This window comes from Nocardioides sp. zg-1230 (assembly GCF_013155335.1).
Lineage (GTDB): Bacteria > Actinomycetota > Actinomycetes > Propionibacteriales > Nocardioidaceae > Nocardioides.
Window position 1 is genome coordinate 120,902 of record NZ_JABJQZ010000001.1, and the last position, 14,468, is coordinate 135,369.

General features: G+C 72.8%; 13 protein-coding genes. 10 read left to right on the forward strand and 3 right to left on the reverse strand.

The window, feature by feature from the left end; translation table 11 throughout:
- Positions 1-20 precede the first annotated feature (20 nt).
- The 4 genes from HOO61_RS00570 to HOO61_RS00585 all read left to right on the forward strand — a co-directional run bounded on the left by HOO61_RS00570 (position 21) and on the right by HOO61_RS00585 (position 3,735).
- Complete coding sequence (locus tag HOO61_RS00570; RefSeq protein ID WP_172255973.1) at positions 21-746, forward strand: response regulator transcription factor; 726 nt, start codon at positions 21-23, stop codon at positions 744-746.
- Positions 743-2,185 (forward strand): sensor histidine kinase, encoded by a 1,443-nt coding sequence (locus tag HOO61_RS00575; RefSeq protein WP_367649965.1) that lies wholly within the window; start codon positions 743-745, stop codon positions 2,183-2,185. Before HOO61_RS00570 ends, HOO61_RS00575 begins: the two co-directional genes overlap by 4 nt.
- 20 nt (positions 2,186-2,205) lie before the next feature.
- A complete protein-coding gene (locus tag HOO61_RS00580; protein WP_253941943.1) occupies positions 2,206-3,033 on the forward strand; it encodes an SDR family oxidoreductase in 828 nt (275 codons plus the stop codon).
- Positions 3,034-3,165: 132 nt separating this feature from the next.
- Positions 3,166-3,735: a DUF402 domain-containing protein gene (locus HOO61_RS00585; RefSeq protein ID WP_172255975.1), complete on the forward strand. Its 570-nt coding sequence runs from the start codon at positions 3,166-3,168 to the stop codon at positions 3,733-3,735.
- On the opposite strand, the gene HOO61_RS00590 is transcribed toward HOO61_RS00585, so the two are convergent.
- The gene (locus tag HOO61_RS00590; RefSeq protein ID WP_367649966.1) at positions 3,713-5,134 is read right to left on the reverse strand and encodes a threonine/serine exporter ThrE family protein; all 1,422 of its coding nucleotides are present in this window, start codon (positions 5,132-5,134) and stop codon (positions 3,713-3,715) included. The genes HOO61_RS00585 and HOO61_RS00590 overlap by 23 nt on opposite strands.
- A gap of 79 nt (positions 5,135-5,213) precedes the next feature.
- On the opposite strand from HOO61_RS00590, the gene HOO61_RS00595 reads away from it, so the two are divergent.
- The 4 genes from HOO61_RS00595 to HOO61_RS00610 all read left to right on the forward strand — a co-directional run bounded on the left by HOO61_RS00595 (position 5,214) and on the right by HOO61_RS00610 (position 10,613).
- Positions 5,214-6,347 carry a glutamate--cysteine ligase gene (locus HOO61_RS00595; protein ID WP_172255977.1) on the forward strand — a complete coding sequence of 378 codons (1,134 nt, stop codon included), beginning with the start codon at positions 5,214-5,216 and terminating at the stop codon, positions 6,345-6,347.
- Positions 6,348-6,448: 101 nt separating this feature from the next.
- Positions 6,449-7,852: a wax ester/triacylglycerol synthase family O-acyltransferase gene (locus HOO61_RS00600; protein WP_367649967.1), complete on the forward strand. Its 1,404-nt coding sequence runs from the start codon at positions 6,449-6,451 to the stop codon at positions 7,850-7,852.
- Positions 7,853-7,862: 10 nt separating this feature from the next.
- Complete coding sequence (locus HOO61_RS00605) at positions 7,863-9,098, forward strand: site-specific DNA-methyltransferase (RefSeq protein ID WP_367649968.1); 1,236 nt, start codon at positions 7,863-7,865, stop codon at positions 9,096-9,098.
- A 63-nt stretch (positions 9,099-9,161) separates the two neighbouring features.
- Complete coding sequence (locus HOO61_RS00610; RefSeq protein WP_172255981.1) at positions 9,162-10,613, forward strand: phosphodiester glycosidase family protein; 1,452 nt, start codon at positions 9,162-9,164, stop codon at positions 10,611-10,613.
- A 12-nt stretch (positions 10,614-10,625) separates the two neighbouring features.
- On the opposite strand, the gene HOO61_RS00615 is transcribed toward HOO61_RS00610, so the two are convergent.
- Complete coding sequence (locus tag HOO61_RS00615; RefSeq protein WP_172255983.1) at positions 10,626-11,243, reverse strand: hypothetical protein; 618 nt, start codon at positions 11,241-11,243, stop codon at positions 10,626-10,628.
- Between the two features lie 114 nt (positions 11,244-11,357).
- Here HOO61_RS00615 and HOO61_RS00620 point away from each other — a divergent pair, with 114 nt between their 5' ends.
- Both HOO61_RS00620 and HOO61_RS00625 read left to right on the forward strand, forming a co-directional pair.
- Complete coding sequence (locus tag HOO61_RS00620; protein WP_172255985.1) at positions 11,358-12,359, forward strand: GTP pyrophosphokinase family protein; 1,002 nt, start codon at positions 11,358-11,360, stop codon at positions 12,357-12,359.
- Positions 12,360-12,402: 43 nt separating this feature from the next.
- Positions 12,403-13,575 (forward strand): calcium:proton antiporter, encoded by a 1,173-nt coding sequence (locus HOO61_RS00625; RefSeq protein WP_172255987.1) that lies wholly within the window; start codon positions 12,403-12,405, stop codon positions 13,573-13,575.
- A gap of 64 nt (positions 13,576-13,639) precedes the next feature.
- Here the strand turns inward: HOO61_RS00625 and HOO61_RS00630 are convergent, their stop codons facing one another.
- Entirely contained in the window at positions 13,640-14,467 is an 828-nt protein-coding gene (locus tag HOO61_RS00630) for an ABC transporter substrate-binding protein (RefSeq protein ID WP_172255989.1), read from the reverse strand.
- Position 14,468: the final 1 nt, after the last annotated feature.

Here is a 14,468-nt window from a genome sequence, read left to right on the forward strand (position 1 = left end):
CCACAGCAAGCCCCGGCAGGATGCTGTCCGTGCAGCAGCTCACCCGCCCCGACGGCTCCCCCGTCCGCGTCCTCGTCGTCGACGACGAGGTGAACATCGCCGAGCTCCTCGCGATGGCCCTGCGCTACGAGGGGTGGGACCTCCGGATGGCCCACAGCGGGGGCGACGCGGTCGCCGCGGCGCGCGACTTCCGTCCCGACGCGGTGGTCCTCGACATCATGCTGCCCGACTTCGACGGCCTCGAGGTGCTGCGCCGCATGCGCGCCGACGGCAGCGACGTACCGGTCCTGTTCCTCACAGCGAAGGACGCGGTCGAGGACCGCATCGCCGGCCTCACTGCCGGGGGCGACGACTACGTCACCAAGCCGTTCTCCCTCGAGGAGGTCGTGGCCCGGCTGCGCGGGCTGATCCGGCGCGGCGGCACCGCCGCCCGGGCCGACGCCGGCAACGTGCTGGTGGTCGGTGACCTCACGCTCGACGAGGACAGCCACGAGGTACGGCGCGGCGACGACGAGATCACCCTGACCGCGACGGAGTTCGAGCTGCTGCGCTTCCTCATGCGCAACCCGCGACGCGTGCTCAGCAAGGCACAGATCCTCGACCGCGTCTGGCAGTACGACTTCGGGGGGCAGGCCAACGTCGTGGAGCTCTACATCTCCTACCTGCGCAAGAAGGTCGACGCCGGTCGCGAGCCGATGATCCACACGATGCGCGGCGCCGGGTACGTCCTGAAGCCGGCGCCGTGACCCCGCTCGGCGCCCGACGTCCCGCCCTCCCCCGGACGCTGACAGCGCGGCTCGTCGCGGTCGTGGTGCTGCTCGTCGTCGTCACGGCCGCGGTGATCGCCACGGCGACGACCCTGGCGATGCGGGAGAACCTCGAGCGCCGGCTCGACCAGGACGTGCGGGCCACCCTGGCCCGCACGCTGGACGGCCCCGGCGGACCGGCTCCCCGCACGCCGGGCGACGTCCGGGGGGAGGAGGACTTCGGCCAGGTCAGGGAGCTGGGCCTGCTCACAGCCGCACTGCCCGACGACGGGACCGCCCAGGGCATGGTGGTGTCGGAGAAGGAGGGCCGGGGTTGGGAGGCGTCCACCGCCCTCTCCGACGACCAGCTCGACGCGCTGTCCGCCCTCGACGACGCGGAGCGCGACCTGCGCACCGTGACGCTGCCCGGCCTCGGCGACTACCGCGTCGCCGTCGCCGAGCTCGACGGCGGCCGCGTGGTCGCCGGGCTGCCGATGCAGGAGGTCGACGAGACGATCACGGACCTGTTGCGGCTGGAGGCGCTGGCCACGCTGCTGGGCGTCGTGCTCGCCGCGGCAGCCGGCACCTGGGTCGTACGCCGCCAGCTGGCGCCGCTGCGCGAGGTCGCGGCGACCGCGCACCGCGTCGCCGAGCTGCCGCTGGCGGCCGGCGAGATCGAGATGACCGAGCGTGTCCCGGAGCGGCTGACCGACGAGCGGACCGAGGTCGGCCAGGTCGGCTCGGCGCTCAACGCCATGCTCGACCACGTCGAGGACTCGCTCGACCAGCGGCACCGCAGCGAGCAGCAGGTGCGGCAGTTCGTCGCCGACGCCTCGCACGAGCTCCGGACACCGCTGGCGACGATCGCGGGCTACACCGAGCTGGCCCGCCACCGCCCCGAGACCAGCGGCACCGCGCTCGACAAGGTGGAGACGGAGTCCGCGCGGATGACGGCGCTGGTCGAGGACCTGCTGCTGCTCGCCCGTCTCGACTCCGGCCGTCCGCTGGAGCAGAAGCCGGTCGACCTGTCGCGGCTCCTGCTCGAGGCCGTCGACGACGTACGCGTCGTGGACCCGGACCGGTCCTGGCGGCTCTCCCTGCCCGACGAGCCCATCACCGTGACCGGCGACGAGGCCCGCCTGCACCAGGTCGTCAGCAACCTGCTGGCCAACGCCCGCAAGCACACCCCGCCCGGCAGCACGGTGACCGTCACCGCGACCCGCCAGGGCTTCACCGTCCACGACGACGGCCCCGGCTTCGCCCCCGACCTGGCGCCCCACGCGTTCGAGCGCTTCACCCGCGGCGACGCCGCCCGCACCCGCGGCGGCGCCGGGCTCGGGCTGTCGCTCGTCGAGGCGATCGTCGGGGCCCACGGCGGGCGCGTGACGCTGCAGAGCCGGCCCGGGGACACGACGATCACCGTCACGCTGCCCTCGTAACCGCTGGTTACGGTGGCGGCATGAGCCTGACCACCCTTGCCGACAAGGTCGTCGTCATCACCGGTGCGGGGTCCGGCATCGGACGCGCCCTCGCCGTCCGCAGCGCCCGGGCGGGCGCCCTCCTCGCCCTGTCAGACTGGGACGCCGACGGCCTCGCCAAGACGGTGGGTCTCGCGGAGGACGCGGGTGCGACGACCGTGCGCAGCGACGTCGTCGACGTCTCGGACCGGGCCGCGGTGGCGACCTGGGCCGCCGCCGTCGTCGAGGATCTCGGCCGGGTCGACCTCGTGGTCAACAACGCCGGTGTGACCGCGACCGGCGACTTCACCGACCTCACCTACGACGACCTCGACTGGATCGTCGGGATCAACTTCTGGGGCGTGGTCCACGGCTCCAAGGAGTTCCTGCCCCACCTCATCGCGTCGGGCGACGGCGCCCTGGTCAACATCTCCTCGCTCTTCGGTCTGGTCTCCGTGCCCGGGCAGTCGGCGTACAACGCCACCAAGTACGCCGTCCGCGGGCTGACCGAGGCGATCCGCGGCGAGATGCTGGTCGCCGGGCACCCCGTCACGGTGACGTGCGTGCACCCCGGCGGCATCCGCACCGGCATCAGCCGCCACGGGCGCAAGGCCGCCGGTCTCGACGCCGCCCGCATCGACGCGCTGTTCGACACGAAGCTGGCCAAGATGTCGCCCGACCGGGCCGCGGAGATCATCCTCGACGGCGCGCTCGCCGGGAAGCCGCGCGTCCTCGTCGGCCTCGACGCCCACGTCATCCACCAGGTCGCCCGGATCATGGGTGCCCGCTACCAGGACCTCTTCGCCCGGGTCGCCTCCCGCCTCCGCTGAGGTCGAGTCGGCGCATCCTGCTCTCCTCAGCGCGCCGAGTCGGCGCATCCTGCCGTCCGGTCGCGCAGGATGCGCCGACTCGACCCCGTACTGGACGCAGGATGCGCCGACTCGACTGGTAGAGATGACCCCATGGAGCCCGGGACCGCCATCCGCTGCGAGATGACCAAGTGGGGCGACCGGCCGCACTGGCGGTTCGACGGCGTCTACCTCGGAGCCGACGAGCACGGCGAGTGGCTCGGCTTCCCCGCCGGCACGCACAACCGGCGCCCCGGCTACGAGTTCCACTCCGAGGTGGCCTGCGTGACGCTCGTCCAGCCCGACCGCTGGCACCTGCCCACCTTCCAGGCACCGGGGATCTGGTGCGACCTGTACGTCGACGTCGCGAGCCCCGCGACGTGGGACGGCGACGTCCTGCGCGCCGTCGACCTCGACCTCGACGTCATCCGGTTGTCCGACCCGCTGCCTGAGAAGGTCTACAGCGCTGCCGTCGGCTCCGGTCGCGTGGCGGGCGAGATCTTCGTCGACGACGAGGACGAGTTCGCCGAGCACCAGGTGGCCTTCGGCTACCCCGCGCACGTCGTCGAGGCCGCGCAGGCCAGCTGTGACGAGCTCCTGGCGGCCGTGCGCGCCGGCCTGCCGCCGTACGACGGCACGCACGAGCGCTGGTTCGTCGAGCTCAGCCGTCTGACGTCCGTCTGAGGGCCCGCCGCTCGGCCCGGGTCATCGCGCGGAACGGGCCGACCAGCCGTGGCCCGGCCAACCTGCTCTCCAGCTTGCGCGCCTCCCGCTTGAGCGGCTGGGCGACGTACTCACCCAGGATCACGCCCGAGGCCAGGGCGATCGCGACGGAGATCGCCGTCATCAGGGCGAGGATGCCCTGGGAGACGAAGGCGCCGCCCTCGGCGAGGAAGGTCAGGCCGCGGTAGATCGACAGGCCGGGCAGGAACGGCACGATCGCGGGCACCGCGACCACCAGCGGCGGCACCCGCACGCGCCCGGCGACGGCGTAGGCCACGAGGCCGATGAAGAACGCCGCCCCGCCCGCAGCCGCTGCCCGCCCGAAGCCGGCCACCGAGATGCCCTGCGAGATGAGCGCCGCGACGGCGGTGATGAGCGCGATCGGCACCACGGCGCGCCTCGGGGCGTACGACGCCACGCTGAACGCCGCCGCCGAGACCGCGGCACCGCCGAGGACCGCGGGCAGGTCGGAGATGCCCAGTGCACCGGGCACCAGCTGGCCGAGCTCGAGGCCGACACCCTCGGCGACCGAGATGCCCAGTGCGACGCCCGCGATGATGCCCGCGGTGGCCATCATCGCCTCGATGAGCCGGGCGCTGGAGGTCAGGTAGAAGCCGGTGAGCGCGTCCTGCACCGCGCCCATCAGGCCGATCCCGGCGAGCAGCATGATGATGTTGGCGGTGACGACGAGCGACGGGTCCACCTCGATCGGGGTGGCCGCCACCCCCGCGGCCAGCAGCGTGGCGATCGCGCCGCCGGCGACCTGGAGGTAGAAGAACGGCAGCCGTCGGCGCGCGAGCACGACCTGCACCCGGTCGATGAGGGCGGCCGCCACGGCCGCGACGACCGAGACCACCGGCCCGCCGCCGAGGAAGACGCCGACCGCGGCCGCCATCACCATCCACGCGACGGTGACGGCCCAGCGCGGCAGGGCGTGGCCGAGCGAGACGATCGTGGCCATCCGCGAGCGCGCGAGGTAGAGGTCGGCCTGGTCGGTGAGGACGTCGCGCACGAGGTGGTCCACCGCGGTGAGGTCCTCGTAGTCGATGTCGCGCTGCTGGACGTGGCGCAGCATCAGCGTCGGTACGTCGTCGGGCGAGCGCTGGTGGCTCATCGACAAGGCCGTGAAGGTCACGTCGATCTCGGCCGCGCGGAGGCCCAGGTGGTCGGCGACCGAGCGCATCGTCGCGGTCACGTCCGCCGCGCCCGCGCCGGAGGACAGCAGCATCTCGCCGATGCGCAGGCAGAGGTCCATCGTCAGGTGGACCTCACGAGCCCGTTCGGCCTCGAGCCGGGCGTCCAGCCCGTCCTGCGGATCGTCGTCGTCCGGCGTGCGCGATCGTCCGTCCAGCTGGTCCACCCGGCCATGGTGGCAAAGGCCGGATCCGACCCGACACAGGGGTGAGCCTGCCCTGCAGGGGCGTCCCTAGACTCGAGCCATGCGCATCGACTTCCACGCGTCGCCGGAGCCGACGCTCGGGGTGGAGTGGGAGTTCGCGCTCGTCGACCGGACCAGCCGCGACCTCGTCAGCGTCGCCTCCGAGGTGCACGAGCTCGCCGGCGGTCGACTCGACCGGCCCGATCGGCTGCACAAAGAGCTCCTGCGCAACACCATCGAGGTGGTCACCGGCATCTGCGACAACGCCGGCGAGGCCGTCGCCGACCTGCGCGACACCCTGGCCGTCGTCAGGCCCGCGGCCGCCGAGCTCGGGGTGGACCTCCTCGGCGCCGGGTCGCACCCCTTCGCCGACTGGTCGCACCAGCAGCTCACCGAGGGCCACCGCTACGCCGAGCTCATCAACCGCACGCAGTGGTGGGGCCGCCAGATGCTGATCTGGGGCGTCCACGTGCACGTGGGCATGCCCGAGCGCGACCGGGTGATGCCGGTCCTGGCATCGATGCTGACGACGTACCCCCACCTCCTCGCGCTCTCGGCCAGCTCCCCGATCTGGGCCGGGCAGGACACCGGCTACGCGTCCAACCGCGCGCTGATGTTCCAGCAGCTCCCCACCGCCGGGCTGCCCTTCGCGTTCGACACGTGGACCGAGTTCGAGAAGTGCATCGCCGACCAGACGACCACCGGGATCATCGACTCGATGGCCGACGTGCGGTGGGACCTGCGCCCCGCTCCGCACCTCGGCACCCTCGAGCACCGCGTCTGCGACGGCATGTCCGACCTGGGCGAGCTCGGCGCCCTGACCGCGCTCGTCCACTGCCTCGTCGTCGACCTCGACACGCGGCTCGCCGCCGGCGAGGAGCTGCCGACCCTGCCGCCGTGGCAGGTGCAGGAGAACAAGTGGCGCGCCGCCCGCTACGGCCTCGACGCGATCGTCATCCTCGACGACCGCAACCGCGAGCGGCTGGTCACCGAGGACCTCGCCGACCTGCTCGAGCACCTCACGCCCGTGGCCAAACGGCTCGGCTGCGAGGCCGAGCTGCGCACCGTCGCCGACATCCCCGTGCGGGGCGCGTCCTACCAGCGCCAGCGGGCGGTCGCCCACGAGTCGGGCGGCGACCTCGTCGCGGTCGTCGACTCCCTGGTCGACGAGCTGGCCCACTCGCTGGAGTCCTGAGCACACCTCCCGCAGTCGTGGCCTTGTGGCGCTCGCCCCGGGGCGAGAGGATGCCCGGACCTCGCCGCTCCGCGGCCCGAGGCCCAACGGAGGAGCAGCCAGTGGTGGACCCGATCGACCCGACCGCGACCGGCTTCCTGCTCGCCGAGAACCGCAACATGCCGATGCACGTCGGCGGGCTCCAGCTCTTCGAGAAGCCCGAGGGCGCCGGCCGCGGCTACGTCCGCGAGATGTACGAGCACATGCGCGACGTCGAGCAGGTCGCGCCGCTCTTCCTCAAGCACCCGCACCGCTCGGCGCGTACGGCCGGGCAGCTGGTCTGGGTGCCCGACGAGCAGTTCGACATCGAGCACCACGTCCGGCACAGCGCGCTGCCCAAGCCCGGACGCATCCGGGAGCTGCTCGAGCTCTGCTCGCGGCTGCACAGCACCCGGCTGGCCTGGGAGCGTCCACTGTGGGAGGCCACGGTCATCGAGGGCCTGCGCGACGGCCGCGTGGCGATGTACACCAAGACCCACCACGCCCTCGTCGACGGCGTCTCGGCGATGCGCCTCCTCGCGAGCGTGCTGTCGACCGACCCCGACGAGCGCGACATGCCCGCCCCGTGGGCACTGCGCCCGCGCGCGCCGCGTGAGGAGCCGGCGAGCAGCGGCGACACCTCGCTGTCCGACGTCACGGCCGCCACGCTGCGTACGGCGCTCGCGATCGCGTCGGAGGCCGCCGGCATGCCCGGCGCGCTGGTCAGGACCCTCAACAAGAGCGTGCGCAACGAGACCTCCGCCCTCTCGCTCTACGCGCCCCGCACGATGCTCAACCAGAACATCACCGGGTCGCGCCGCTTCGCGGCCCAGGACTGGCCGGTCGAGCGGCTCCGCGCGGTCGGCAAGGCAACCGGCACCACCATCAACGACGTCGTGCTGGCGATGGTCAGCGGCGCGATGCGGACCTACCTGCTCGACCTCGACGCGCTCCCCGACACCACGCTGATCTCGATGGTGCCGGTCGGCCTCAACGCCAAGCAGTCGCAGCTCGCCTCGGCCGACGGCGGCAACGCGGTCGGCTCCGTGATGGTGCAGCTCGGCACCCACCTGCCCGACCCGGCCGACCGGCTGGCGGCGATCCACCGCTCGATGAAGGACGGCAAGGACAGCCTCTCGGTGATGACGCCGACGCAGATCCTGGCGATGAGCGCCCTCGGGCAGGCGCCCGCCATCCTCGGCCCGTTCCTCCGGATGCAGGGCATCGTCCGCCCGCCCTACAACCTCATCGTCAGCAACGTCCCCGGTCCGCGCACCACCCACTACTGGAACGGCGCGAAGCTCACCGGCACCTACCCCCTCTCCATCCCGATCAACGGGATGGCGCTCAACATCACCTGCACCTCCTACGACGGCAAGATGTGCTTCGGCCTCACCGGCTGCCGGCGCACCGTCCCGCACCTCCAGGTCCTGCTGCAGTACCTCGACGAGGAGCTCACCGCCCTCGAGCGCGCTGCCGGCGCCTAGGCTGTCGCACGTGCCCGACGAGCCCGCGCCCCCTACCGGCGGCGCGTCGGCACCGGTGTGGAACACGCTCCACGTCGGCGACAACCTCGACGTGCTCCCGCTGCTCCCGGCCGGCTCGGTCGACGTCGTCTACACCGACCCGCCCTACAACACCGGCAACGACTTCGCGTACGCCGACCGCTTCCGCGACGGCTCCCACGCCGACCCGTACGCCGGGCGGCACGCGGCGTGGCGGGCGATGATGCGCCCGCGCCTCGAGGCCGTCCGGGAGGTCCTGGCGCCGCACGGAGCGGTGTTCGTCAGCATCGACGACAACGAGGCCGCCCACCTGCGCCTGCTGATGGACGAGGTGTTCGGCGAGGCCAACTTCCTCGCCCAGGTGGTCGTCAACCTCAACCCGAAGGGCCGCCAGCTCGGCCGCGGGTTCGCGACCAGCCACGAGTACGTCTTGGCGTACGCCCGCGACCTGCCCTCCTGCCTGGTCGACGGGTCCACCACCGAGGCCGTCGACGAGGCCGACTTCCCGCTCACCTCGCCCGACGGGCGACGCTTCCGCTACCTGCCGCTGCGCAACACCAACAAGAAGTTCAACCCCGTCACCACGCCGACGCTCCACTACCCGCTGCACGGCGACCCGATGACGGGGCGGGTCTCGACCACCGCGTTCGACGGCAGCACGGCCTTGACGCCGGTCTTCGGTGACGGGCGCCCGGCGGTGTGGCGGTGGTCGCGCCCGCGGGTCGAGGAGCGCCCCGACGACCTCGAGTGCCGGGTGATCCGCGGCCGCGGCGGGGAGCGCGCCGACATCTTCCAGCGCGACTGGCTGCACCGCGAGGGCGGGCGCCGCAAGAAGCTGCGCACCATCTGGCTGGCCGAGGAGATCGGGTCCACCGACACGGCCGTCGCCGAGCTCAAGGCGCTCGTCGGCCACGTCTTCGAGTCGCCCAAGCCGACCGGGCTCGTCCGCCGGATCCTGTCCACCCTGCCGGCTGACGCGGTCGTGCTCGACCCGTTCGCCGGCAGCGGCACCACCGGCCACGCCGTCGCGCTCGCCAACGCCGCCGACGGTGGGACCCGGCGCTGCATCAGCATCAACTCCGCCGAGCCGACCCGGGACGGCTCCAACGCCCGCCTCGCCGGCCTCGCCACGGTCGCCGACATCACCCGCGCCAGGTTGGCCGCCGTCGCCGAGACGGTCGGCGGCGGCCTCGACGTGCACGATCTCGCGGAGCGGGGTTCCCGGTAGCCGGCCGAGATCGGTGGTCCCAATTTTCCCACCAGTCCCACGACGTCCTTTACTGTGGAGCGCGTGTCTTCCTCCACGCGCCGTTCCCAGCCCTCCGCACGTCGCCCGGTTCCCGCTCGCGGGCGGGCGCTGACGCTCGCGACCGCAGGGGTCCTCGTCGCCGGGCTCGCGCTCAACGTCGGCGTCGCACCCTCGGTCGCCGACGACGGTGACCGCACCGGTGAGGCGCAGGGCCGCGGGCTGATGTACGGCGGCGACAGCGGCTACCGGGGCCGCAACCAGACCTCCGACGGCAAGCCCGGCGTCGTGGTCGGGCCCCCGGTCAACGCGCGCGGCCGCGCGGCCCGGGTGCTCAACGACGTCAGCTACGAGATCGCGCCCGGCGTCGTCCTGCGCGAGTGGGACCAGGTCGACGGCCGCCAGCCGATCGGTCAGGTCCGGATGAACCTCGTGACCGTCAGCCTCGACGCCGCCAACATCTCGTTCGAGGAGCTCTCCCCCACCTACGTCACCAGCCGCAAGAAGGTCAGCCAGCTCGGCGGGTGGAACGACGCACTGACCGCCGTCAACGGCGACTTCTTCGACATCGGCAGCACCGACGCGCCGCTCGGCGTGACCATCAACCGGGAGGACGGCATCCTCACCGGGTCGCGCGAGGGCTGGATCCCCGGCGTGAACTCGTCGCTCTGGTTCGACGACGCCGGCCCGCACGTCAGCCCCCTGGCCATCGACTGGACGATCCGCCAGCGCCGCAAGTGGACCGTCAGCGGCGTCAACCACCCGATCGTCCCGTCGGGCCAGATCGGCGTCTTCACCTCCGACTGGCACCGCACCGAGGGCTACAAGGTGACCGACGGCAAGAAGCGGGCGCGCGAGGTGGTCCTCCGCAAGAACCGCGTCATCTCCAACCGGCCCAAGCTCTCCGACGGCCGCAAGATCAAGCAGAAGGAGCGGGTGCTCATCGGCACCGGCCCCGCCGCCGCCAAGCTCAAGACCCTCAAGCGGGGCAAGAAGCTGACGATCTCCCAGCGCATGGTGGGCGGCAAGCCGACCGTCGCGATCAGCGGCGACCGCCCACTGCTCGCCAACGGAATCCGCACCGTCGTCAACAACACCATCGCCCACCCGCGCACGGCGGTCGGCATCGATGCCGACGGCCGCAAGCTCCTCATCCTGGTCGTCGACGGGCGCTCGTCGGTCAGCCGCGGCTACACGATGGTCGAGCTCGCCGACATGATGACCGCCCTCGGCGCGGAGAACGCCATCAACCTCGACGGCGGCGGCTCCTCGGCGATGTACTCCCGCACCGGCACCGGGGCGTTCGGCATCGTCAACGAGCCGTCCGACGGCAGCGAGCGACTGGTGCCCAACGGGTTCGGCGTGGTCTACCACGGCGAGCTGCCGCCGGTGCTCCCGATCCTGCCGCCCACCCCGACGCCGACCCCGACCCCGACGCCGACGCCCACCCCCACGCCGGCGCCGACCACGCCACCCACCACGCCGCCGGTCCCCTGACGGGGCGTCCGCTCAGGCGTCGGGCGCGGCGAAGACCACGACGTAGGTGACCGGCGCGAAGCACTGCACGGTGTTCTTCGGCAGCATCGGGACGACCTGGAAGCCGGCCTCGCCGGCGTCGATCGCCACGCTCCTCGGCGGCTCGCACCCGGTGGACACGACGGCGCCGTAGGGCGTCGCGCCGGGCGAGCTCACGTCGGTCACCGCGGCGCTCACCAGCTCGGGCAGGCCCGCTCCGAGCCCGACCACGAAGTCGGCCACGGCCTGCTCGGTGTCGAGCGCCATCGCCATCGTCGACGGCGACCCGCCGCCCTCGGTCGCGCTGACCATGACCGCCTCGGAGACGCCGGCGGACCCCGTCGTCCGGATCGGCGCGGACTCGGGCGGCATCGACGTGGACGGCGTCTTCGTCGGCGACTCGGCTGGCGTCTCGGTGGGGCTCTCGCTGGTCGTCTCGGACGGGGTGGGCGTGCTCGTCGTACGTGCCGGGTCGGTCGCCGTCCCGCCGTCTTCGTCCCCACAGGCCGCGAGCCCGGCCGCCAGGGCGAGGGCGACCACGGCAGCGGAGACCGCAGAGGCGGCCGGGTGGGGCCGGGTGCGTGCGCCCGAGCGGCGCGGTGAGGTGCTCATGGTGCTTCGACGATAACGACGCGCGGCCGGCTCCCCCGGAAGGCTCGCACGCGGGACGTCGGCACGCGGGACGTCGCGTCGACGCCGTGCGGCCCGCACTGGCAGGCTGGCGCCATGAGTGGCCCCGAGAACCAGGCCGAGCCGGTCCGCGAGGCCGTCCGCGCGTACGCCGCCCGGCAACCGCAGCTCGTCGCGGCGACCGCCGGGTGGGTGACGCTGGTCCGCACCCTGCTCGACGACGCGGGCATCGACTACCTCAGCGTCACGGGTCGCACCAAGAGCGTCGCGTCGTTCGCGGCCAAGGCCAACCGCACGCAGGACGGCCGGCCGATGTACGCCGACCCGCTGCAGGAGGTGACCGACCAGATCGGCGTCCGCGTGATCACCTACGTCCACAGCGACGTGGCCGCCGTCGCCGAGCTGCTCGACGAGGAGCTCACCATCCTCGACGACCGCGACCTCGGCGAGGAGACCGCACGCGCCGGCCGCTTCGGCTACGCCAGCCGGCACCTGCTCGTCCGCACCGACGCCGACGACGAGCAGCACCCCGAGCTCGTCGGCGAGCGGGCCAGCGTCCAGGTCCGCACGGTGCTGCAGCACGCGTGGGCGGAGTTCGAGCACGACATCCGCTACAAGGGCAACGTCCCCGAGGACGCCGCCGCCGACCTCGACCGCCGGTTCACCCTCGCCGCCGGGCTGATCGAGCTCGCCGACCGCGAGTTCGCCACCATCCGCGAGCGCATCCAGGCGGCCGCGCCCGGCAGCTCCGTCGAGGCCGACGCCGACCACATCGTCGGGCAGGAGCTGGCCACCTTCCTGGCCGGCCACTACAGCGACGCCGGCTGGTCGCACACCGACCACTACGACTGGATCGCCGGCCTGCTCACCCAGCTCGGCATCGACACGATCGACGACCTCGCCGACCTGCTCACCTCCGTCGACGCCGACGCGGTGATCCGGCGCATGGGCTACCGCTACCCCGCCGGCGCCGTACGCCGCCTCGACGACGCGCTGCTGGCGATCTTCGGCGAGCAGTACGTCACCCTCGAGGGCAACAGCCACCGGGTCCCGCTGCTGCGGGCGCGGCTGGAGAAGCTCACCACGCCCGACGGCTGAGGATGGCCGAGGCCCGCTGACTCCGCGCCCCTAGGGTTGAGCCATGCGCCGGCTCTCGTGGACCACCGTCACCCCGCTGCTGGCCGCGGTGGCCCTCGCGATCGCCTGGCCGCTGCACCCCGACAGCGCGCCCGTGCTCGGGGTCCTCTCGATCCTGCTCGTCGGCGTCGTGCTCGCGGCCGTGCACCACGCCGAGGTCGTCGCCCACCGCGTCGGGGAGCCCTACGGCTCGCTGGTGCTGGCGGTCGCGGTGACGATCATCGAGGTGGGGCTCATCGTCACGCTGATGGTCACCACTGACAAGGACACCGCGGGCCTGGCGCGTGACACCGTCTTCGCGGCGGTCATGATCACGCTCAACGGCATCGTCGGGATCTCGTTGCTCGTCGGCGCGCTCAAGCACCACCTCGCTGTCTTCAACCCCGAGGGCACCGGCGCCGCGCTGGCCACCGTCATCGCGCTCGCCGTGCTCTGCCTCGTCGTCCCGTCGGTCACCACCTCGCAGCCCGGGCCGGAGTTCACCGGCGCCCAGCTGGCCTTCGCCGCGATCGCCTCCCTTGCTCTCTACGGGATGTTCGTCTTCACCCAGGCCATCCGGCACCGCGACTTCTTCCTGCCGGTGACGCAGGAGGCCCACTCGCCCCTCGTCACCTCGAAGGCCGCCGCGGACGCCGCCGCCGCGCGCGCGGCCGCCGACGCGGGGTCGTTCGAGCACGAGCCGGTCGACCTCGACCACGACGGGCACGCCGACCCGCCCACGGACCGGGCCGCGCTCACCAGCCTCGGCCTGCTCGTCGTCGCGCTGGTCGCCGTCGTCGGCCTCGCCAAGATCGAGTCCCCCGCGATCGAGTCCGGCGTGGCCGCGCTCGGCTTCCCGCCGGCGGTAGTCGGCGTGGTCATCGCGCTCCTCGTCCTGGCCCCCGAGACCATCGCGGCCGTCCGGGCCGCGACCCGCAACCGCGTCCAGGTCAGCCTCAACCTCGCGCTCGGCTCGGCGATGGCGTCGATCGGCCTCACCATCCCCGCGATCGCCGTCGCCAGCATCTGGCTCGACGGGCCGCTCGAGCTCGGCCTCAACCAGCTCCAGACCGTGCTGCTGGTCCTCACCGCGGCCGTCGCGATCCTCACCGTCGTACCGGGCCGGGCGAAGCCGCTCCAGGGCGGGGTGCACCTCGTGCTCCTGGCGGCGTTCCTCTTCCTCACGATCGCGCCCTAGCCGGCCCGTCGCCGGACGCGCAACGGCCCGGCAGGAGTCCTGCCGGGCCGCGTGCGCGTGTGGATCAGCCGAAGTACGTGGCGTAGATCTCGTCGTAGGTGCCGTCCTCGCGGAGGTCGGCGAGGGTGCCGTTGATGGCGCGCAGGAGCGGGATGTTGCCGTCCTTCTTCACCGCCATGCCGTACTGCTCACCGGTGTCGAACTCCCGCGACAGCTTGAGCTTGCGGTTGTCGGAGACGAACTGGCCCGACACGGTGTTGTCGAGCATCGCCGCGTCGAGCTCGCCCGCCGCCAGCGCGGCCTGCAGGCCCGCCGCGTCGTCGTACGCCACCACCTGGGTGGTCTCCGGGGCGAAGTCGCTCAGGTAGGTCTCGCCGGTGGTCTCCTTCTGCACCCCGACCCGCTTGCCGGCGAGCTCCGGGAGCTCGTCGAGGCCCGAGCCGCGCGGCGTGATGAGCGCCTGCTTGGCGTCGAAGTAGGGGCTGGAGAAGTCGAGCACGCGGGCCCGCTCGCCGGTGATCGTCATCGCCGAGATGGCGACGTCGCACACGTCGTTGTTGAGCGAGTTGCCCGACGTGATGTCGTCGAACGACACGTCGATCACGTCGAGGTCGGCGTCGAGGCCGTCGGCGACCTTGCGCACCAGGTCGATGTCGAAGCCGGTGGGCTTGCCGCCCTCCTCGTACTCGAACGGCGCGTAGGGCATGTCGGTGCAGACGGTGAGCGCGCCGCTGAAGACCAGCGACACCTCGCTCAGGGCGTCGGCCTCGTCGGCGCTGGCACTGCCGCCGCAGGCGCTCAGCGTGGCCGCGAGGGCCACGGAGGACAGGGCGGCCAGGGCCGTGCGGGCAGGGCCCATTCGTCGGGGCTGCCGTCGGACGGTGCGGGTCATG